At 46.4% G+C, this 22,792-nt stretch carries 9 protein-coding genes and 6 pseudogenes; 6 read left to right on the top strand and 9 right to left on the bottom strand.

Features of this window, described 5'->3' with window-relative positions:
• Nucleotides 1-431 precede the first annotated feature (431 nt).
• A pseudogene (locus MN084_RS10750) lies at nucleotides 432-3,289 on the top strand (Tn3 family transposase).
• Here MN084_RS10750 and MN084_RS10745 read toward each other — a convergent pair.
• Both MN084_RS10745 and MN084_RS10740 read right to left on the bottom strand, forming a co-directional pair.
• Nucleotides 3,258-4,490, bottom strand: coding sequence for a hypothetical protein (locus MN084_RS10745; RefSeq protein WP_241086415.1), 1,233 nt, complete (start codon nucleotides 4,488-4,490; stop codon nucleotides 3,258-3,260). The pseudogene MN084_RS10750 and the gene MN084_RS10745 sit on opposite strands and share 32 nt — an antisense overlap.
• Nucleotides 4,491-4,555: 65 nt before the next feature.
• Nucleotides 4,556-5,634 (bottom strand): IS3 family transposase gene (locus tag MN084_RS10740; RefSeq protein WP_241085135.1). Its coding sequence is split into 2 segments (ribosomal slippage): nucleotides 4,556-5,382 and nucleotides 5,382-5,634, totalling 1,080 coding nucleotides; the frame shifts between segments, so codons are not numbered across the junction.
• Between the two features lie 408 nt (nucleotides 5,635-6,042).
• On the opposite strand from MN084_RS10740, the pseudogene MN084_RS10735 reads away from it, so the two are divergent.
• A pseudogene (locus tag MN084_RS10735) lies at nucleotides 6,043-7,141 on the top strand (IS256 family transposase).
• Here the strand turns inward: MN084_RS10735 and MN084_RS10730 are convergent.
• The 4 genes and pseudogenes from MN084_RS10730 to MN084_RS10715 form a co-directional block, all read right to left on the bottom strand.
• Nucleotides 7,142-7,462, bottom strand: a pseudogene (locus MN084_RS10730) (transposase); the annotation flags it as partial.
• Nucleotides 7,463-7,665: 203 nt separating this feature from the next.
• The gene (locus MN084_RS10725) at nucleotides 7,666-8,361 is read right to left on the bottom strand and encodes a TSCPD domain-containing protein (RefSeq protein WP_241086416.1); all 696 of its coding nucleotides are present in this window, start codon (nucleotides 8,359-8,361) and stop codon (nucleotides 7,666-7,668) included.
• A 56-nt stretch (nucleotides 8,362-8,417) separates the two neighbouring features.
• Nucleotides 8,418-10,574: an adenosylcobalamin-dependent ribonucleoside-diphosphate reductase gene (locus MN084_RS10720; RefSeq protein ID WP_241086417.1), complete on the bottom strand. Its 2,157-nt coding sequence runs from the start codon at nucleotides 10,572-10,574 to the stop codon at nucleotides 8,418-8,420.
• Between the two features lie 782 nt (nucleotides 10,575-11,356).
• Nucleotides 11,357-12,485, bottom strand: a pseudogene (locus MN084_RS10715) (IS256 family transposase).
• Nucleotides 12,486-12,693: 208 nt separating this feature from the next.
• Here MN084_RS10715 and MN084_RS10710 point away from each other — a divergent pair.
• Nucleotides 12,694-13,941, top strand: a pseudogene (locus MN084_RS10710) (IS256 family transposase).
• Nucleotides 13,942-14,420: 479 nt separating this feature from the next.
• Here MN084_RS10710 and MN084_RS10705 read toward each other — a convergent pair.
• Nucleotides 14,421-17,278, bottom strand: a pseudogene (locus MN084_RS10705) (Tn3 family transposase).
• Nucleotides 17,279-17,366: 88 nt separating this feature from the next.
• Between MN084_RS10705 and MN084_RS10700 the strand changes: the two are divergent.
• On the top strand, nucleotides 17,367-17,630 hold the full coding sequence (locus tag MN084_RS10700; RefSeq protein WP_241086418.1) for a helix-turn-helix domain-containing protein: 264 nt from the start codon (nucleotides 17,367-17,369) through the stop codon (nucleotides 17,628-17,630).
• A 243-nt stretch (nucleotides 17,631-17,873) separates the two neighbouring features.
• On the opposite strand, the gene MN084_RS10695 is transcribed toward MN084_RS10700, so the two are convergent.
• Both MN084_RS10695 and MN084_RS10690 read right to left on the bottom strand, forming a co-directional pair.
• Entirely contained in the window at nucleotides 17,874-19,751 is a 1,878-nt protein-coding gene (locus MN084_RS10695; protein ID WP_241086419.1) for an ATP-dependent helicase, read from the bottom strand.
• Nucleotides 19,748-21,601, bottom strand: a complete 1,854-nt coding sequence (locus tag MN084_RS10690) for an ATP-dependent nuclease (RefSeq protein ID WP_241086420.1) — start codon at nucleotides 21,599-21,601, stop codon at nucleotides 19,748-19,750. The genes MN084_RS10695 and MN084_RS10690 overlap by 4 nt, the downstream gene beginning before the upstream one ends.
• Nucleotides 21,602-22,031: 430 nt before the next feature.
• Between MN084_RS10690 and MN084_RS10685 the strand changes: the two genes are divergently transcribed.
• Both MN084_RS10685 and MN084_RS10680 read left to right on the top strand, forming a co-directional pair.
• Nucleotides 22,032-22,364, top strand: coding sequence for a recombinase family protein (locus MN084_RS10685; RefSeq protein ID WP_241086421.1), 333 nt, complete (start codon nucleotides 22,032-22,034; stop codon nucleotides 22,362-22,364).
• Entirely contained in the window at nucleotides 22,291-22,461 is a 171-nt protein-coding gene (locus MN084_RS10680; RefSeq protein WP_241086606.1) for a hypothetical protein, read from the top strand. The genes MN084_RS10685 and MN084_RS10680 overlap by 74 nt, the downstream gene beginning before the upstream one ends.
• Nucleotides 22,462-22,792 lie beyond the last annotated feature (331 nt).

Here is a 22,792-nt window from a genome sequence, read left to right as displayed (position 1 = left end):
TAAGGGTTGCCTGCACAAGCTCTATGCGCCAACTAATCAGTTGCCTTTGGATCGCATTCCATGCGGTATGACTGGGCGCTGGTGGGTGTCGAGGTGCTCCTCGCTGGGCAAGAAGCCATCCAGTATGCCGAGGCTTCTCGCGGTTGCGGAGCGCTATCCCATGAAGGAACCATCACAGATTTTGGCTGGTCTTATTGCTATAGTGCAGGAAGAAGGGGGCGAGTGGTTCGCCACGGCTAAGGATCTCCAATTCTATGGCCTGGCGTTGGAGCTCGCGACCGGGCCCCCTTGTGGGGTTCTGGGGACATTCCGTCCTAAAGTGACACTTATCGCTACAGCCCACGCCTCATAAGGCTTCTAGAGGTGCCTTAATTTTCAAAATCACTGCAATATCCCAATTATAGTAATATTCCGGCTTTTACGAGAAGCCTATGCCTTATAAAGAACGCCTGACCGTACTCCACGAAGCAGAAATTAACGATTTATATGGCGTTCCCAGCCTGTCACTGGAAGAAAAACGTATCAATTTTACTCTGAATGATCTGGAGCAGGACGTTATTAAATCCATCAGGGATCGCAATCATAAATGCTATGCTATTGCTCTGCTGGGTTACTTTAAGATCAAGCCCATTCAGCTCAATCCGGCCTACAAGGAATTGAAAGCAGATCTCACCTTTATTGCTGAAGAATATTTCCCTAAATTTAAAGTCCCTCGCTTCAGTGTTAGCAATAAGCAGAAAACACGTATCTACGACAAGATTATAAACCTTCAGGGATTCAAAACATGGTGTGTGGAACAACATCAGGAACCTCTCATTACCTATTTGCAACAGGTTGCTAAATCCTGGATTGAGCCGCGCTTTTTATTTGATGCCTGCACCGAATACTTAGCTCGAAATCATACAGGAATCCCTAAATATACCGTGCTTCAGCGAATTATCAGTCAGGTAATAAAACAGGAACGTAAGCGACTTTCTGATCTATTAAAGACAACCATATCAGATGAATTAGCTACTAACTTGGCTGAGTTAGTTGATGGAAAAGGTATGCTAACCGTTAAAGAATTTAAGCAGGCGGCGAAAAGTTTTAATGCTCCAGAATTGGAGAAAGAGTTGAACGTCAACAAGTTGATTCAGCCCTGGATGGATGAAGTTAATCAAGTGGCCTCTGCTCTATCACTATCGCAACAAAACCGACTGCACTATGCGGCGATGGTTGATTACTACTCTATAACCAAGCTTAAACGCTTCGACCGTGTCACGCAGCAGCTTTATTTACTTTGTTATCTTCAGGAGCGGGTACAAATCAATATTGAACGTTTGGCTGATGGGTTTATTTATCATGTCCGAAAGTTACGTAAAAAAGCTAAAGCGTATGCCAAGGAAATGGCCTATAAAGATTGGGATGGCGCGGTAGTAAATATTAGCAAAGCCGCTGAATTATTATACTTTTTTATTGACGACACCATTGATGACCATGTGTCATTTAGACAAATAAAACAACGGGTACAAGGCTTTCTTGGAGCACGGTAAATAGAATCACTGTGCTTGTATCTGAAGAAACAAAAACGCACGAAAAATGATTACATCTGGGAATTTTATGATAAGCAGCGTGAACTGATTCAGCACTTAATACGCCCCATTTTTTTATGCCTGACCTTTGAAGGATCAGACAATACACAGGCTTTATCTGCACAATTAAATAGAATGAAAAAAGAGTTGTTAGGTGCTGGTGAATTAGCATCGTCAGATCGACGATTGATTCCAGCCAAACACCAATTGTATGTTATCAATATTGATAACAACGTACTCTCTGAGCGTTACGAGTTGATGCTGTATTTAGCAGCTCAAAATAATCTTGGTGGGAAACTCTTTATACCAACGGCTATCAAATATCGTGCATTACACGATGACCTTGTTGGAGATATCCCCTGGGCACAGAAAGACAAGCTACTTAAAGGTTCCATGCTAAATAGCATGAATACAGAGCCTGCCCAGCGGGTTAAATCGATGGAGAAAAAGATGAACGATAAGCTGCAACGGGTTGGCCAGCGCATTGATGAGGGCGACAATCGAAATGTGGTATTGCGTAATCGCTCAGGAAAAACTCAATGGAGGTTGCCGTATTCAGGCACAAAATCGGCTTTAAACAATCCCTTTTTCGATCGTATGAAACCGATTAACATTGCCGATGTATTACGCTTCGTTCATCAGGAAACAGGATTTTTAAAGCACTTTGAGCATGTTCGCCAGGTACAGTCCGGACAGAGTGATCATTTGAATGATTTACTGGCGGCTCTCATTGGCAATGGAACCTATTATGGCCTACACGGCATGGCCAGCATCTCTGATAGATCATCTACGCACAGTACAGGCCAATTATTTGCGACCTGAAACGCTAAACCTCGGCAATGATGCAATTAACGATGCGACAGCGAAATTATCAATCTTCAAGCATTACAATATCCAAAAAGGACTCATTCATGCCAGTGCTGACGGGCAAAAATTCGAATCACGGTTAGAGACTTTTAAAACTCGCTATTCATCTAAATATTTTGGCACGAATATCAACGGATACGCACGGCGTTAATCATGTTAACTTTGCTTTGCTGGACCTGTTTGGCTATATCTTTGCGCCGCGCTATGCTCAGTTTGGAACCGTGATATCAGATCTTTTTGATGTAAATGAGGGAGAAGACAATAAGGCAACGCTCTCATTAAAAAAGCCTATTAATACAGAATTAATTATCGATGAGTGGGATACGATACAGCGCATTATTATATCACTACAGCAGAAGACGATAACGCAGGCGACCCTTGTTAGAAAGCTTTCTGGCTATAGTCAAAACCACCCCTTGCTAAAAGCTTTAACTGAATATAATCGTATGCTCAAGGCCATGTACTTACTGGACTATATTGATGATGCCAGTTTAAGAACTTATGTACAGCGAGCCTTGAATCGTGGGGAAGCTTATCATCAATTACGGCGTGCTATTGCACATGTGAATGGCAATCGTTTCCAGGGAAAATCAGACGATGAGATTGTCTTGTGGAATGAATGCGCGAGGCTATTAACCAACGCCATTATCTATTTTAATTCGCTGATACTGACGCGATTACTTGAGCATTTTGAGGGGGAAAGTGACGATAAGAAGTTGGAAATTATTAAGCAAGTTTCGCCAGTGGCTTGGCATAACATCAATTTGAACGGAACTTACAGCTTTAGCTTTGAACAAAACCTACTAGATTTGGATGAAATTATGCAATCAATCGTGCAAAATGAAAATTAAGCCACCTCTGTAGGCCTTGTGGGGTATGGGCTGTAGAGATAAGTGTCACTTTAGGACGGAATGTCCCCAGAACCCCCTCTTCAGGCAGAGAGACGCCCAGCACATCTTTGATGGTATTCAGGTATTCCAGGCGAATCTGCCTTGCCCCCTTGCTGTCCGGCATTTCACCGTTTCCTCGGTTGAGCTCTTCAACAATCTCCTCCCGGTATCCGGACCAAATAGTATTGTGCAGATAACTTGCCACCGCCTCGCCACATGAGCCTGCACAGAAGCCTTTGTATCCCTTTCTGCTCATGTTTCCGATAATGGCAGCCAGTTGGCCCTGGCTCTTCTCAAACAGCCACTTACTGGCTTTGTTCTTGGTATCCAAAGCCAATTCATCGCGATGACAACCGCTGCATTTGCGCTGGTATGTATCTGCTGAAAATGCCGCGCTGTCCAGATATTCAAGTTTCACCTCGGTAACCACTCCCCCAGTCACCTTCACATCTGACAGACCAAACATGGGACCTACCAGTTTTGGCAGAAAATCTCCAGCCTTAGCGGCATTCATTTTGTACCTGCCGGGCAGCATTGTCTGGAGCAGCGTTCTTTCACCCCATGCCAGCGAATAGCTTTTTCCGGAAATTTCAACCGTAGGGTTAGGAGCCAAAGAAGAGAGCTTGGCCTGTAGCGTAACGGCGACTTGCCCTTCCGTGGAATTGGGCGACACCTCTGCTGCACGAATATAGTCCCAAGCCTCGCCCCAGAACTCACTGTTGCCAGGCGCGTACGCAGGCTTACTGCACCAGCCTTCATATGGCCACGGTTTGCATCGATAGATGCTACCCAAATTGGGAACCAGGGAACCATCCAGATAGAGAGTACCGGGGATATATTCACTCGCCCCGCCGACTTGTGGTTTTACTGTTGGCTTGACCTCTGGCTTAATTGCAATATCTGCCTGACTAATCTTAGTCCAGGCATTGGGCCAGTAGCGGCTGCGACCAGGCTCATACACTGCCTGACGGCACCAGCCGGAATAGGGCCATTTTTCACACTGGTACAAACTCCCCCTGCTTTTTACGACATCCCCGGCTTTATACACCTTACCTGCTACATAGGCGGGATATTCCGATACCTTGGAAAAAACTTGACTGTACGCGGAAAAATAAAATAACAATCCAAAACAACATAGAAGAATTTTTTTATTGATTTTCATGAATCCATCCCTAACCGTGACCTTCCCCCCATCTTAATACCAAGACTTGGATGAGATAATTCATTCTAAGCGGCCCTATTCACAAAGGCCACAGGTGACAAATAATTTAATGCGCTATGAGGCCGCACGTGATTGTAGTGCTCTCGCCATTGATCAATTTCATGTCTAGCGTCATCAATGGACCTGAACCAATGCTGATTTAAGCATTCATTTCTGAATTTACCGTTTAAGCTTTCTACAAACGCATTCTGAGTAGGCTTACCTGGCTGAATAAAACCTAGCTTAACGCCACTTTCTTTTTGCCAGTAGAACATCGCCTTGCTAGTAAACTCAGTACCGTTGTCGCAGATTATTTGATCCGGAGCGCTCCTTAGCTCAATCACCTGAGTTAAAAAACGAGCGACCTGGTGACCATTGATCGAGAAGTCAGAGAGCTGGCCAATAACTTCTCTTGAGTAATCATCAATCACATTAAATACTCGAAAGCGGCGACCATTAGCCAACTGATCACTGACAAAATCCATTGACCAGCGTATATTTTTACCAATGGGCATAATCGTTGGCATTCTTGGTCGTATTATCTTCTTGCGTTTTTTAGTCCTCACTTGAAGACCTTCTTCGTTATAGACTCGGTAGGTCCGCTTCTTGTTTTTCACAAGCCCCTCTCCTCTCAGGAGGCCATGTAAAAACAAATAACCATAACTCGGATGCTTTTTTGCCAGCTCAAGTAACCGTTTGCGTAGAGGCTCATCTTTTCCCCATTGAGTAACGTACCGAAAAGCGGTTCTACTTAAGCCTACTAATAGGCAAGCTCTACGCTCACTTAATTTGAACCGCGACTTAAGGTAGCTCACGATTTGTTTTCTATCAGCAGGCTTTACCACTTTTTTGAGAGCACATCCTTCATCGCCTCAGCTTCAAGCATTTTCTCGGCAAGTAACTTCTTAAGCTTGTTATTTTCGCTTTCAAGCTCTTTGAGCCGTTTGGCTTCTGAGACATCCATCCCGGCGTATTTGCTTCGCCAGTTATAAAAGCACCCGGTTGAAATGCCGAACTGACGACAAATGTCATCAACTTTTACCCCTGACTCATGCTGCTTGATGGCACCAATAATTTGCTCTTCTCTGTAACGCTTCTTCTTCATCTTGAGATCTCCTAATACACAGACTAATTGGAAATCTTATCCTTGTCATGGCTCTATTTCTGGGGGAAAGGTCAACCGTCACACGTTGTTATAAGAAAAATTACGCTGACAATCGGCTCAGAAACACGAAGCACACAGGCGAGCACAACCAACAACGTCGCAACAATCTAGCCAAGTTGTGTAAGCTATGTTTGTGATACGTATCCCAGGAAATCTACCAGGGAAGGTTACTAGGGGAACAGAAATTCAAAAGTGTGACTGAGACTTTACTTCCTGCGGAACCAAAGCACAGAGTTTCTGTGAAGTAGATAACAAGGGGAAAATAGAATTTACCCCGAAATTAGAAGACTGTCCTGAATTCTGTGTAACTGCCTATCATTAAACCCAAACAAGGGAGAAGATAGGCAGATGATCGACAAGAAAGAGCTCCAAGCGATAGCCCAAGCGGCCGCTAAAAACTGAAGAAGATCTCAACGAGTTTCGGCAAATGCTGGCCAAAATCACGGTCGAGGCAGCACTCAACGTTGAACTGGATGATCATCTTGGCTCTGCCAAACATGAACCGTCCGAAGCGAGTAATAGCCGCAACGGCACTACCAGCAAGACCTTGCAAACGGAAGATGGCCCGTTTGAACTGGATGCTCCACGAGAAAGAGCGGGCAGCTTTAAACCCCGGCTGGTTAAAAAGCACCAGCGTCGATTTACCTCAATGCATGACAAGATCCTCTTCTTGTATGCTCAGGGTATGGATGACCCGCGAAATCGTCACGACATCCAAGGAAATGTACGGAGCCGATGTCTCCGCCACACTCATATCCAAAGTTACTGATGCGGTTATCGAGCAGGTTGTCGAATGGCAATCTCGCCCCCTGGATGCGATTCAGCCTATTGTTTATCTGGATAGCATTGTCGTTAAAATCCAGCAAGACAAGAAAGTGATCAACAAAGCAATTTACCTCGCTTTGGGTGTCAACCTGGAAGGCGGCAAGGAATTATCGGGGCTCTGTGTCGGAGAATGAGGGTGCCAAGTTCTGGCTGAACGTGCTGACAGAGCTTCAGAATCGCGGTGTGGAGGATATTTTGATTGCCTGTCTCGATGGCTTAAAAGGCTTTCCTGATGCAATCAAAACGGCTTTTCCGAATATCCAGCTGTGTATTGTACATATGCTACGGAACCCGATGAAGTAGGTGCTCTGGAAAGACTACAAGCCTATGGCGGCTGATTTGAAAAAGAGTTACCAGTCCATCACCGAGGAAGAAGCCTTACCGGCGCAGGATAAATTCTCTGACCGATGGGACAACAAATACCCCAGGATCAGCCGCTCCTGGAGTGCCCATTGGCAGAATCTCAACACGCAGTTCAACTACCCGGAAGACAGACGAGCGGAAGTTGTTTCCAACCGATGACTCGGCGAAGAAGATAATCCACCTAGCAATTCAGGCCGCATCGAGAAAGTGGACAATGCCGATCCGTCATTGGAAACCAGCACTGAATAGATTTACCTGATTACCCATAAACCTCAGCCATCCTCAGGAGGCGATAAGGCATCGGTGGTGTACGTAACGCGACGCAGAGCAATCGTTCAATCATAGCCAGAAGATTAAACCGGCGATTAAAGCGATATTCAAACTCGGCGAGATAACGAGGTACGTGTTTTTTACGAATAGCATGAAAGGTTCCCTGCAAAATATTCTTGATATTACCAAGCATGGTATTCAGTCATTTAAAGGTGGAGAGCTGGGTACACTTTCGCCCACCGCCAGTGACGATAGGCATATAATCACATCCAGCATCTGTAACTGCTCTGAAGCAGTAGAGCCCATCAGAGAAATCTGAATTTATTTGCTAAGCGAGACTTGATACAGCTGTTTAGGCCCCGCCGGATCTGCAGATAGCTTCGCCTCAATCAGGGTTATTGTTTTCGCTGAAAATAAGTGGGACAGCAGTGGGTAACCCCCCGCATACTCTACATTGATCTTTACTGTTTCCGGATAATCACTAATTAATGATTACCTACCTTCCTTACGACATTACCCACATTTGGAATCACCACAATTAAGACACGTAAGGCAGCCCTCCATCTGAATCATCGCCTTGGTATTACATTTTTTACAGAGCGCCGCCCCATCAGGAAAACTGCTGTCATTGACCCCTTCTTTGACTTGGTGGGATTTTTTGTATTCCGCCCGTTTCTCTTCAATCAGCTTCCTCTGATGCTCATCCGGCTCATCCGACTGGAGCATGCCGATCATTACCAAGTGGCAGTGAATGACATCACCGATCTCTGCCACCAGGGAGGGCATATATTTCCCCCCTTTTTTGAAATAACCACCGGCAGGGTCAAAGACTGAACGCAGTTCCTCCACCAGGAAGGTGACGTCACCACCTTTACGGAACACGGCAGAGATAATACGGGTCAGTGCAACGATCCACTGAAAATGATCCATGTTCTTGGAGTTGATGAAGACCTCAAACGGGCGGCGAATCTCATGACTTGTGTCTTTATTAAGGATAATATCGTTTATCGTTACATACAGGGCATGTTCGGAGAGCGGGGTCTTGATCTTGTAACTGGAGCCGAAGAGCACCTCCGGCCGAGCCAGTTTTTCATGCATATGGACGATATTGCTCGTCTTTTCGACCACAGTCTCCAGCACTTTCTCATCAGCTTGTTCTTCCTGGACAACGCGGTAACTTACGATTTTTCTGTCGATCTTGATTGTCATTTTGTTTAACCCTGTACATTCGGAGAGCGAGTATTCACTGATTCAGTCGCGATCCTTTAGAATTTTCCGTAGTAGCCTTCTTTCATTGCATCGAAGAGATTGGCGGCAGTATGTGTTTCGCCGTCATATTCGATCTCATCGTTACCCTTGGCCTCTATCTCTGTACCGTCGTCCAGCGTGAAGCGGTAAGTGGTGTTTTCCAGGTCCTCTTCCTTCACCAGTACACCCTGGAATACTTCCGGATTGAAACGGAATGTGGTGCAGCCTTTCAGGCCCTGATCATAGGCGTAGAGGTAAATATCCTTGAATTCCTCGTAAGGGTAACCAGTCGGTACATTGGCCGTTTTTGAGATGGATGAGTCGATCCATTTCTGGGCGGCTGCCTGAACATCCACATGCTGTTTTGGTGTGATCTGGTCCGCTGAGATGAAATGGTCGGGCAACTGCTCATCATCCTTTTCGGGGTAGGGCATGGCATTGGAATTGACCAATTCCCGATAAGCCAGCAGCTCAAAACTGAATACATTTATCTTCTCTTTGGTTTTTTTACCCTCACGGATCACATTGCGTGAGTAGTGATGTGCAAAACTAGGCTCAATACCGTTACTGGCATTGTTGGCCAGTGAGAGAGAGATGGTGCCAGTGGGAGCGATAGAGCTGTGATGAGTGAACCGGCAGCCGATCTCAGCTATTGCCGCCACCAGCTCAGGATCCTCTTTCGCCAACTGCTGCATATAGCGGCTGTATTTGGCGTGGAGGATTTTCCCCTTGATTTTATCACCGACCTGCCAGTTATCCACTGCCATTTCCGGGCGTTGAGCCAGCATTTCAGTGGTGATGGTGAATTCCTCCATCATAATTGGAGCGGGGCCTTTTTCTTTTGCCAGTTGCAGGCCAGTGCGCCAGCCGATCAATGCCAGCTCTTTCGTCACCTGCTCGGTAAATTCCAGAGACTCTTTATTACCGTACCTCATGCCTAGCATGGTCATGGATGAACCCAGACCGAGATACCCCATGCCATGACGACGCTTAAGCTCGATCTCCTTGCGTTGCTGTTCCAGCGGCAGGCCATTGGTATCAACCACGTTATCCAGCATCCGGGTGAACACCGCCACCACTTCCCTGAAGCCTTCCCAGTTAAAACTGGCCTCTTTGGTAAACGGTTTGCGTACATACTTGGTTAGGTTGATTGAGCCAAGCAGGCAGGCACCGTAGGGAGGTAGTGGCTGTTCGCCACAGGGGTTGGTGGCACGGACGTTTTCGCAAAACCAATTGTTATTCATCTCATTGACTTTGTCGATGAGAATAAAACCGGGTTCCGCATAGTCATAGGTGGAGGACATAATAATGTCCCAGAGTCGCTGTGCCCGGATGGTCTTGTATATTTTGCAGGCGACCTTATTGCCTGTTTCATCAGTTATAAAGTCCTTATTGTATGGCCATTCGCGCCAGACAATCTGTTCTGAGTTGCTCAGGTTCAACTGGTCTTCCTGAACCTCTTTTTCAGTTACCGGAAAAGCCAGATCCCATTTCCCATCGTATTTCACCGCCTCCATGAACTCTTCGGTGATTAACAGGGATAGGTTGAACTGGCGTAACCTGCCGTCTTCACGCTTGGCGCTAATAAAATCCATGGCATCCGGATGGCCTATGTCAAAAGTGGCCATCTGGGCACCACGCCGTCCCCCTGCGGATGAGACGGTGAAACACATCTTGTCATAGATATCCATGAAGGAGAGAGGCCCGGAGGTGTAGGCGCCTGCACCGCTCACATAGGCACCTTTGGGACGCAGAGTAGAGAATTCATAACCTATGCCGCAGCCGGCTTTAAGAGTCAGGCCGGCTTCATGCACCTTTCCAAGGATTTCGTTCATGGAGTCATGAATGGTTCCGGAGACGGTGCAGTTAATGGTGGATGTCGCAGGTTTGTGAGCCTGTGCACCTGCATTGGAGGTGATACGACCGGCCGGAATAGCGCCATTTCTCAACGCCTGGAGAAAACGTTCTTCCCACTCTTTTTGCAACTCAGGGGTCTTCTCGATCTCAGCCAACGCTTTGGCTACCCGATGATAGGTTCCGTCGATATCCCGGTCGACAGGGATGCCATCTTTCGTCTTCAAACGATATTTAGTATCCCAGATATCCATTGACGCATCCTGCAGGAGGATCTCAGCGGCGGTAGCGGGAACTGCTTTGGGATGTGCACTTATCATAATCGGGCGAGTCCTTGAGTATTTGTAATTCGTAGTCCGAGTGTTATCGGGTCGAAGGAGCCGATAACCTTGGACAGCGTTGTTTTGGTGACATCGAAGCGGGATCTTTGCCACTTAATGCGTAATATCTGCTTTTTTCGGGGAAAGCCTCAGTATGTACCTATAGCGTCTGGACGGTGTGACTAGGCTAGATACAGTGCTCCCCAGACTTTATTTTTGCATAAAACACAATATATTGTGTTTACACAATAAATATTATGGCTGGGTATAGCTGCTGTCAAGGGACTGTCATGTCTATAATAAAAATATTATATCCAATAAAAACAATGTACTATAGTTTTATAGGGAGCGTAAGTAGCGGAAAGAAAAGAAAAAAATAAAAACACAAGATATTGTGTTTTTAAAAAAGCCCTACCAAAAAGGGAAAGGGTGGGTTGGAGATCAGTATTGTAGGTCTACTTGGTGGCGGTGTTGCTGCTTGAGAAGCGGCCTGAGGTGCCGGATAAGCCGGGATAGCGAGTTTATTGTCATAAAATGGAAGCAAAGCAGGCTTCCGAACATGGCGGCCAGCTATTTGCTGGGAGTGCTGCTTAGTCTGCGTCGAGTAAAACGATAGTGTGGCGAAGTGGCACGTACGCAGGGCGACCGAGGCAATAACAGGCTGTCGAATATCGGTGCGTTTTGGGGATTTGGACGTCCCAAAACGCATCACGAGATCGAAAATACACTTAGTATTGGTTATCCGGTACGAACCTGTAAAGTTTTCTGTGCAACAGTCCGGGTTAAATGTATCCCGCCAAACGTTCTTCGAACTCAATCATAAATCTATTCAGTGCTGGTTTCCAATTGTGAATCGGCATGGTCCATTTTTTGATGCTTGCTGCACCGCCAGGTACACCACTTTCATTGACGAGTCGTCGGTCGGAAATAGCTTCCGTTTTTTTAATTGCCTTGCGAACCACGCTGTTCATTGACTCGATGGCATTGGTTGTATAGATTGCCCTGCGGATGTCCTCAGGGTAGCCAAACAGGGTATTAAGATTGTGCCAGTGGCTGCGCCACGAACGGCTGAGCTGGGGATATTTATTGTCCCATCGGTTAGAGAAATTATCAAGTTCCAGTAGCGCTTCATCTTCGGTGACAGGCTTATATATTTTCTTCAGGTCTGCCGTCACTGCCTTGTAGTCTTTCCAGGGCACATACTTCATCGAGTTCCGTACCATATGCATAATACAGAGCTGGACCTGAGTCTCGGGAAGCGCTGTATTGATTGCGTCTGGAAAGCCCTTCAGGCCATCGACACAGGCAATCAAAATATTCTTCACGCCGCGATTCTGGAGCTCTGTGAGTACATTGAGCCAGAACTTGGTACCCTCATTCTCTAGACAGCCAGAGCCCCAACAATTCCTTGTGGCCCTCCATGTTCACGCCCAGTGCCAGATAAATTGCCTTATTGATCACTTTCTTAAGTCTTGCCGGATTTTTACGACAATACAATCCAGGTAAATAATGGGATAGACCGCATCTAGTGGCCTAGGTTGCCATTCAATCACTTGTTCAATAACAGCGTCAGTCACTTTGGAAATCAAGGTTGCGGAGGCATCAGCACCGTACATTTCTTTAACGGTCGTGACGATTTTCTCGTGTTGTCATGCCCTGAGCATACAAGAAAATAATCTTGTCGTCCATGGAAGTAAATCGACGCTGGTGTTTTTTAACGGGCTTGGGCTCGAAACTCCCAGCTCTGTCGCGTGGCGTATCGAGCTCGAACTGGCCAGCTTCCGTTCGGTTAGTCTTACTGGCATAGCCGTTGCGGTTATTGGCAGCTGCGGACTGCTCGTGTCTTTCAAAGCCAAGATGATCATCTAACTCAGCGTTCAGTGCCGCTTCGACCGTAATCTTGGTTAGCATCTGCTGGAAGTCTTTGAGGTCGTCTTCCGTCTTGATGTTTTTAGCGACCGCATGAGCGATCGCCTATAGTTCTTTCTTGTTCATAGTGCCTATCCTCAACCAATGAGTTATAACTGAAAGTGGTGTTTGAAAGGAATTGAAAAAGAGCGGGGTATCTGGTTGATTTGTTGTTGCGAGACATCAAAACAACCATTGGAGATACGCCACCATGAGTAAGAATAACGTTGTTAAGCTGGCAGGTCTCGATACGATTATCGATCCGCTGACAGAGTTGCTGAGAAGCGGTGCAGAGCAGTTGATCTACCAGGTGGTGGAGGCCGAGCTGCTGGAGCTGTTGGCGGAGCACGTCGAGCGACGGACAGAGGATGGCAAGGCGGGTGTGGTGCGTAATGGTCACCTGCCAGCTCGTAAACTGCAGACAGGATTGGGGCCGGTCACGGTCAAGATCCCCAAAGTTCGCGCGAAGACCGGCGAGCCGGTAACGTTCCGATCAGCTCTGGTGCCGCCGTATGTACGCAAGACGAAGTCACTGGAAGCGGCGCTGGTGTGGCTCTACCTGAAGGGGATTTCCAGTGGAGAGATGGGTGAAGCCCTGAAAGTGCTGGTGGTTCCGGATGCAACAGGCTTGTCGGCCGGCAGGGTATCGCGTCTGAAGCAGGTCTGGTCAGAAGAATATCGGAGCGGGTGCGAGGAGCGCCTGGATAAGGGCCATTGGGAGTATGTGTAGGTAGACGGTGTCTACAGCGGACAGAGAACAGAGCAGACGAAGCTGTGTGCCCTGGTGGTGATCGGCGTGAATGAGCGTGGTGAGAAGCATTTTCTGGCAATTGAGGATGGTGTACGGGAGTCCACACAGAACTGGCGGGAGGTACTGTTGAAACTGAAGTCACGCGGACTGACCTCGCCAAAATTGGCGATCGGTGACGGTGCCATGGGGTTCCGGGCTGCGCTGGAGGAAGTGTATCCGGAGACGCGCCAACAGCGCTGCTGGATGCACAAGACCATGAACGTGCTGAACTGCCTGCCAAGGTCAGCTCAGCCGAAAGCGAAGCAGGCACTGCATAACATCTGGCAGTCGGAGACCCAGGCCGATGCGGAAAAGGCCTTTGATCTGTTTATCAAAACGTATGAGCCAAAGTATCCGAAGGCTGCCATCTGTCTGCACAAAGACCGAGAGGAACTGATGGCTTTCTATCAATTTCCTGCGCAGCATTGGCAGAGCATTCGGACCAGCAATCCGATTGAATCCACCTTCGGGACAATCCGCCATCGAACCAGGCGTTCCAAGGGCTGCCTATCGCGTGACGGCATGCTACACATGATGTTCAAACTCGGCCGGTGTGCCGAGAAGAAGTGGAGACGATTACGGGGTTTCGATTATCTGGCGAAGGTGATAACCGGAATCAAATTTAAAGAGGGTGTTGAGGTAGCAGGAGTCGATCAGGTCGCCGCTTGATTCAACTGGCTAAACACCAGATTTGACTATAACTCCTCAACCATGCTTGGGTTTAATGATAGACAGTTACACAGAATTCAGGACACCCTCAGAAGATATTTTTAATTACATTGAATTGTTTTACAACTGCGACACACAGACATGGTACAAATGGTTTGCTGTCACCCCAGCAGTACGAAGACCGTTTCAAAGTGAATAGCGGAGTGGTCTAAAGTCATGGGGGCTATTCAACTTTATTCAACTTGGCACATCCATCACCCGGCCATAAGCATCCACTACATCGGCACTCGTCACCCCAACCCTCACTCAACCAACAAAGAGCAGCCATAGTGGAGCCGAGCGCAAATGCCGGTTCTGTATCTACGTAATCTTGCCGCTTCTGTCAGCGTTCTCGGATCACAAGGGGGTTCTGGGGACATTCCGTCCTAAAGTGACACTTATCTCTACAGCCCATACCCCACAAGGCCTACAGAGGTGGCTTAATTTTCATTTTGCACGATTGATTGCATAATTTCATCCAAATCTAGTAGGTTTTGTTCAAAGCTAAAGCTGTAAGTTCCGTTCAAATTGATGTTATGCCAAGCCACTGGCGAAACTTGCTTAATAATTTCCAACTTCTTATCGTCACTTTCCCCCTCAAAATGCTCAAGTAATCGCGTCAGTATCAGCGAATTAAAATAGATAATGGCGTTGGTTAATAGCCTCGCGCATTCATTCCACAAGACAATCTCATCGTCTGATTTTTCCTGGAAACGATTGCCATTCACATGTGCAATAGCACGCCGTAATTGATGATAAGCTTCCCCACGATTCAAGGCTCGCTGTACATAAGTTCTTAAACTGGCATCATCAATATAGTCCAGTAAGTACATGGCCTTGAGCATACGATTATATTCAGTTAAAGCTTTTAGCAAGGGGTGGTTTTGACTATAGCCAGAAAGCTTTCTAACAAGGGTCGCCTGCGTTATCGTCTTCTGCTGTAGTGATATAATAATGCGCTGTATCGTATCCCACTCATCGATAATTAATTCTGTATTAATAGGCTTTTTTAATGAGAGCGTTGCCTTATTGTCTTCTCCCTCATTTACATCAAAAAGATCTGATATCACGGTTCCAAACTGAGCATAGCGCGGCGCAAAGATATAGCCAAACAGGTCCAGCAAAGCAAAGTTAACATGATTAACGCCGTGCGTATCCGTTGATATTCGTGCCAAAATATTTAGATGAATAGCGAGTTTTAAAAGTCTCTAACCGTGATTCGAATTTTTGCCCGTCAGCACTGGCATGAATGAGTCCTTTTTGGATATTGTAATGCTTGAAGATTGATAATTTCGCTGTCGCATCGTTAATTGCATCATTGCCGAGGTTTAGCGTTTCAGGTCGCAAATAATTGGCCTGTACTGTGCGTAGATGATCTATCAGAGATGCTGGCTATGCCGTGTAGGCCATAATAGGTTCCATTGCCAATGAGAGCCGCCAGTAAATCATTCAAATGATCACTCTGTCCGGACTGTACCTGGCGAACATGCTCAAAGTGCTTTAAAAATCCTGTTTCCTGATGAACGAAGCGTAATACATCGGCAATGTTAATCGGTTTCATACGATCGAAAAAGGGATTGTTTAAAGCCGATTTTGTGCCTGAATACGGCAACCTCCATTGAGTTTTTCCTGAGCGATTACGCAATACCACATTTCGATTGTCGCCCTCATCAATGCGCTGGCCAACCCGTTGCAGCTTATCGTTCATCTTTTTCTCCATCGATTTAACCCGCTGGGCAGGCTCTGTATTCATGCTATCTAGCATGGAACCTTTAAGTAGCTTGTCTTTCTGTGCCCAGGGGATATCTCCAACAAGGTCATCGTGTAATGCACGATATTTGATAGCCGTTGGTATAAAGAGTTTCCCACCAAGATTATTTTGAGCTGCTAAATACAGCATCAACTCGTAACGCTCAGAGAGTACGTTGTTATCAATATTGATAACATACAATTGGTGTTTGGCTGGAATCAATCGTCGATCTGACGATGCTAATTCACCAGCACCTAACAACTCTTTTTTCATTCTATTTAATTGTGCAGATAAAGCCTGTGTATTGTCTGATCCTTCAAAGGTCAGGCATAAAAAAATGGGGCGTATTAAGTGCTGAATCAGTTCACGCTGCTTATCATAAAATTCCCAGATGTAATCATTTTTCGTGCGTTTTTGTTTCTTCAGATACAAGCACAGTGATTCTATTTCCCGTGCTCCAAGCAAGCCTTGTACCCGTTGTTTTATTTGTCTAAATGACACATGGTCATCAATGGTGTCGTCAATAAAAAAGTATAATAATTCAGCGGCTTTGCTAATATTTACTACCGCGCCATCCCAATCTTTATAGGCCATTTCCTTGGCATACGCTTTAGCTTTTTCACGTAACTTTCGGACATGATAAATAAACCCATCAGCCAAACGTTCAATATTGATTTGTACCCGCTCCTGAAGATAACAAAGTAAATAAAGCTGCTGCGTGACACGGTCGAAGCGTTTAAGCTTGGTTATAGAGTAGTAATCAACCATCGCCGCATAGTGCAGTCGGTTTTGTTGCGATAGTGATAGAGCAGAGGCCACTTGATTAACTTCATCCATCCAGGGCTGAATCAACTTGTTGACGTTCAACTCTTTCTCCAATTCTGGAGCATTAAAACTTTTCGCCGCCTGCTTAAGTTCTTTAACGGTTAGCATACCTTTTCCATCAACTAACTCAGCCAAGTTAGTAGCTAATTCATCTGATATGGTTGTCTTTAATAGATCAGAAAGTCGCTTACGTTCCTGTTTTATTACCTGACTGATAATTCGCTGAAGCACGGTATATTTAGGGATTCCTGTATGATTTCGAGCTAAGTATTCGGTGCAGGCATCAAATAAAAAGCGCGGCTCAATCCAGGATTTAGCAACCTGTTGCAAATAGGTAATGAGAGGTTCCTGATGTTGTTCCACACACCATGTTTTGAATCCCTGAAGGTTTATAATCTTGTCGTAGATACGTGTTTTTTGCTTATTGCTAACACTGAAGCGAGGGACTTTAAATTTAGGGAAATATTCTTCAGCAATAAAGGTGAGATCTGCTTTCAATTCCTTGTAGGCCGGATTGAGCTGAATGGGCTTGATCTTAAAGTAACCCAGCAGAGCAATAGCATAGCATTTATGATTGCGATCCCTGATGGATTTAATAACGTCCTGCTCCAGATCATTCAGAGTAAAACTGATACGTTTTTCTTCCAGTGACAGGCTGGGAACGCCATATAAATCGTTAATTTCTGCTTCGTGGAGTACGGTCAGGCGTTCTTTATAAGGCATAGGCTTCTCGTAAAAGCCGGAATATTACTATAATTGGGATATTGCAGTGATTTCGAAAATTAAGGCACCTCTAGAAGCCTTATGAGGCGTGGGCTGTAGCGATAAGTGTCACTTTAGGACGGAATGTCCCCAGAACCCCAATAAGCGTGGACGCAGAGGCGGTAGACCGAAGGTTTTAAATGAGCAGGGCATTAAAAAAGGGGAAGCCTTACTCAAAGACACAAAAAACTATCCCTTCATCGGAGATGTCATTGATGCGATGAATATTGGCCGTACCGCCTTCTATCGATATTTTCCGACAGACCGTATCAAGGAGTTACGAAACGAGCATGTGGATACGGCTGATCAATAGCTAAATCCTGTGGTGGGTTTGGTACCTTTGTGCAGATGAACCCTACATTGTAGTGGTAGCTTATCAGGCTGATCTAACAACCCGTGTCAGATGGAGTAGATCCTAGATAGATAAAGATAATCCTGTCTGAACAAATCATGGCGGGGTCATATCTTTCAGCTCAAAGAGGTAGGAAGCATCCAAAAGCAGACACTCAACAGATTTATGAGTATGTTGGCATATAGAACAGGCCTAAGCGGATGTTCACGAAGGCCTACTTAAATTTCTGACCATCGGTTCACTCAAATTTGACAAAAACTGAGATCGAGTTTGATGGCGGACTCCGCCCCAAGGCATTACACGAGTGCTCGGATAACTAAGATAGAGCAATCGCTTCGCCCTTGTAACTGCCACAAATGCATTTCTTCTTTCTTCGGCCAGTTCCTTCGCACTAGTCGCGCGATAGTCTGGGAACGTACCTTCTGCCATGCCAGCGATGAAAACCACATCGAATTCGAGTCCTTTGGAAGAGTGGACTGTAAGTAATGCAACTCCCTCTCGGGCGGCTTTCTGTGTGTTTCCTAACGCTTTGCTACTCATGAAACTGCTTAGAGCCGGTGACCCTCCGGCCGCTCTCAGATATTGATCCCACTCCTGCCTGAAAACTGCCACATCCTCGTAAATGGCGAGTCGGTCAGACTCAGAGAGACCATCAGCGTGCTCCTTCAGTACTTTGAACGCTGGCATTAGGTCCAGCCTTGAATTATTGATAGCAATGGTTTCGATGGCTACACATACCGACAACGCTCTTGTGTCGCTCGCCGCCTCTGCCATATCCCTGAGTGCAGACACATAGTCGGAAATAGAGGGAGGTTCAGGCACTTTCCATTTCTTAGCTAGGGCAGACAAATGTAAGCGGTCCCTCGGATTCGCTAAAACGCGCAAAGCCATCTGAAAATCGTCTACCGTTTCTGACTCGTTCTCGTGGTTCGCTGACAATCGTTTGTAGAAAGCGATATTCCTCTCCTTCAGCATATTCTCGATGACTAACAGAGCGAATCTAGTGCGCCCGAGAATAGCGCATGCGGATGGCTTTATGTCGCCTTCTACATCAGGATGTCCTTCGGAAAATAATCGTTGGAGCTCGACGCCGATTTGTTGTGCCTCGTCCTGTTCGTCCTGTCCAGTCAGGACAGTGACCGATCCCTCAATTGGTAATTGCATAGCAACCATGTATTTTGGGTCGAGTACTTGCGCCACTTTTACCACCGCTCTTGATGAGCGGTAATTTGCGGTCAGATCGATTTTTTTTGCATCGAAGTCTACGCTGAAGCTTTCCATGTATTCTGGACCAGATTTGTTGAAGCCATAAATAGACTGCCGGGGGTCCCCCACCATCATGACATTCTTGTAGCCGCCTGAGCACAGGGCACAGATTACTGCGTATTGGGCCTCATTCATATCCTGCGCTTCATCGATACACACGAACTTGTAGATTCGGCGATAGAGATCTCCGAGCTTCGGGTTTTCAATCAAGAGCTTGTATACGAGCAGTAGGAGATCATCAAAGTCGTACGCATTACATGCCCGCATCCCTGCTTCGTAAGCATCCAGTACATGTTGGGTGAGTTCGTCCTCGATCACTGCGTGTGAAATCGGATGGGACTTAATGTTGGAGATGCTCATGAGCCAAGAGTCAACCTTCCTATTACGCTCCTTCGAATCTTCTATTTGGTTTATCTCATCCGACAGTAGGGGGTCATCATCAATGGCTTTGAGCAGAACCTCCTTACGATCTTTGAATTGCTCAAAAATGTTTGGGGTACCCTCAATGTCGACCAGCTTTCCGCGTTCGGTGAGCATGTCCAAACAGAAACTATGGAGGGTACCGATAAAAGCTCGCTCGCGTATGTTACCAAGTTCAAGCAATCGATCCTTCATTTCGTCTGCGGCCTTATTGGTGAATGTCAGGGCCAGAATACGAAAGTGTCCCGAAACATTGGTCAAGAGGTGACAAATTCGCTCTGTGAGAACGCGCGTTTTACCTGAGCCTGGGCCTGCCTCAACGAGTAGCGCCCCATCCAAATGATTCACCACCTGCAATTGCTGAGGCGAGAGCTTCGTCTTGAAAGCGTTTTTCATGCCGTGTCCTTATCTTTCTTCAATCCATAAGCTGTGCTGATGGTCTCTAACAATATTCTGATCGTCGTCGGGAATCTACGCTCAGGGTCTGAAATTGAAGTAATCACGTTGCCAAGGTGCCTCGCTAGGTTCGTTTTGGCCCCAGACATGGCATCGAAAGCCGCTCGCTCGCGACCACCCTCTGTCTTGTAGTCCCTGATGACCTCTTTCTTGCCTTTCACACCATGTAGCTCATCTATGAATTCATCGAGATATGCTGATGATCCTTTCATAATATTCAGCGCTTCCTCTATCTCTGCCATGTACCCCTCGTCGATAAGCTGGGATTCGAAGTTTTTGCCTGCTGGCTGCACCACCACGTTAGTGCAATGGGCAGAGTCGTGTTCACCAGCCTTTTTCAGTGCAGCATCTAGTTGCTTTACAGGTGTTATTTCTCCGTCGGCAAAAACAAACCAAGGAATCTGCAGGGCTTTGGCGAGCCACACGAAAGGAAAATAATCCGTGCCGTTGACGCGCACGAAGCAAAAACCAAGTTCGTGGATACTGGTACCCCAATATTTTTGGGCCCAAATGGGAAGTGCCTGCTCCTCCGTCTGACCTTCAAACAGCACTAAGCCACGAGAGAATAACAAGTCACCTCTGGTCTCAATGACAGTCTCTTGGAGCTTACGCACGTCGTTTTTATCCGTCAGAGAATCCATATCTAACCGGGTGACAATGGTGTCACCTTCATTCTTAATGAACAGCCGAAGGTCTTCGAGTTGCGCCTGGCCTGCAAAGTAGGGGGAATGTGTGCTAACTATACGCTGGCCAGGAATTGCCTTAATGTGAGCGAACAACGCGCGTTGGGCCTGTGGATGCAAGTGGGACTCTGGCTCTTCCAGAGCCAAAACTGAGTGGACTTTGTCGCCACCCTTAGTCGCTTGTTTATTTCGCCAAGATACGTATGCCCTAAACACCAATAGGGAAGCAAGGCTCCGTGTTCCCATCCCATGTCGTGCCAGCGGAAAAGACTGCGCCCCCATTGTGTTGAAGGTAATGTCGACTCCCTTCGATAAATCGCGGAGCTTCCTAGCAACCGGAGCAATATCTACTTCACCGCTATCGGCTGACACCACATTTTGTAATCCTGCCAAGTTTTGTTTGAGATGCTTGAGAATTTCGCTCTTATCAACGATCGTCTGATTGATCTCTGAAAGAGTTTCCTCCATCGAAGCGATGTCGGTGTCGCTGAGACCTAGATCCTCCGTTAAGCGTCTCCAGAATGATCCAGGCCTACGAAGATCCTCGTCAAGATCCCGCTTGGCATCTACGAAGTGAAGGGCTAGCGGCTCCATTTTGGCGGCGCTCAGTGCTCGGTCGTGCGTGAGTGCCGTATTCCAGTCCGCGAAAGACTTCCACTCTTTCAAGAATTTTCGTTCGATGACATATTCCCCCTTCATATCGTTCCACTTGAGCGTGGTTCTAATGGGAGTGAACTCGTTGAATTCATCATCGTTTGCGATCCCCGGTGTACCCCAGAGACCAGTCCAAAAGCTCCCCACGGGATAGCTGGCGCAAATCTTGCCATCGTCTCCAATCGGTCGCAGCATGATGTCGATAAACACGTTTCGTGTTTTGGGTGCGGTCGCCTCCCCAGGTGCCAGACGTACGTCATCAGGACTAAGAGACTTCCGACCAGCCCCTATCGCGGCAAATAAAGCTTCCAATAAGCTTGTTTTTCCGGCGTTATTAGCACCAATAAGCACGGTTAGGTCACTTAGATCGACCTCAATGTTAGCCAGTGAACGGAAATTTTGTACTCTGGCGGTTGTAATAGCGATGCCGCTCTCTTTCCCATAAATTATCATAATGTTATCAGCCTAGCGAAATACTAGTGCCATTGTCACCATAAATGTCGATGATTTGACCTAAATTCCAGTAAAAAGCAGTCACTTTTCTTATAAGCTTTTGATGGGGTACCATAGCAGCCACCTTTAGGTCTCGCCCACTTCTTGACCGTCCTCCGAGCAAGTCATAAGCTCCTGCAGTTGGAGAATTCGATTTTGGCCACTTTCAGAATATTGGTGCTGAAAACAAGAGTGTATAGTCCACCCATTGCCAAGTAATACACGAAGTACCTTGTTGAATTTTCTAGTCAGTGTTGGGTTCATCTGCACAAAGGTACCAAACCCACCACAAGATTTTCAGCATTCACCTGACTTAACTGACTTTCGACGGTTTTCTCACCTCCTGAATTTATCGTCTGTTTAGGTCGCCGATTTTAAGGGTAAAATTCCCATGGAATCCTTGAGTTTTTCCTCAGAAAAATCATACTCACCCAACATATTGACATGCGCCGCAGACATCGATGAGCGCGGAATTAGCCTTAAGGTGCTGACCCAAAATATCGACACCACTACGCCAGAGGGGCGGCTGTTCTTTCACATGACTGCTGCCTTTGATGAGTTTCAGCGAGAACTGATTGTCGAGAATACCCGTGCGGGGCTCAAGGCCGCCAATAAGCGTGGACGCAGAGGCGGTAGACCGAAGGTTTTAAATGAGCAGGGCATTAAAAAAGGGGAAGCTACTCAAAGACACAAAAAACTATCCCTTCATCGGAGATGTCATTGATGCGATGAATATTGGCCGTACCGCCTTCTATCGATATTTTCCGACAGACCGTATCAAGGAGTTACGAAACGAGCATGTGGATACGGCTGATCAATAGCTAAATCCTGTGGTGGGTTTGGTACCTTTGTGCAGATGAATCCCAAGTACGAAAAATCTTTTCCCATGAAGATATCTTTTGCCGATATAGATAAGAAAGTTAATAGTTAGGCGGCGTGTATTTACTTGATTAATGCTCTAATGCTGAAACGCCGAGAGGCCACTTTCATAAGTTGATTAGAATTACTGTTCTAGGATGGCCGTAACCATAAAGCGTTTCCTTAATGACTTCTTTTTAGAAATTCAAATATTCCATTATTCTTATAGCTTGCTCAGTGGTTAGGTTTGTGTTGTCTGACTATCAGGAAGACATCTGATTAGCGTCGAGCTGT

This window comes from Candidatus Vondammii sp. HM_W22 (assembly GCF_022530855.2).
Taxonomy (GTDB): Bacteria; Pseudomonadota; Gammaproteobacteria; order Chromatiales; family Chromatiaceae; genus Vondammii.
This window is presented reverse-complemented; position numbering and strand designations above follow the sequence as displayed.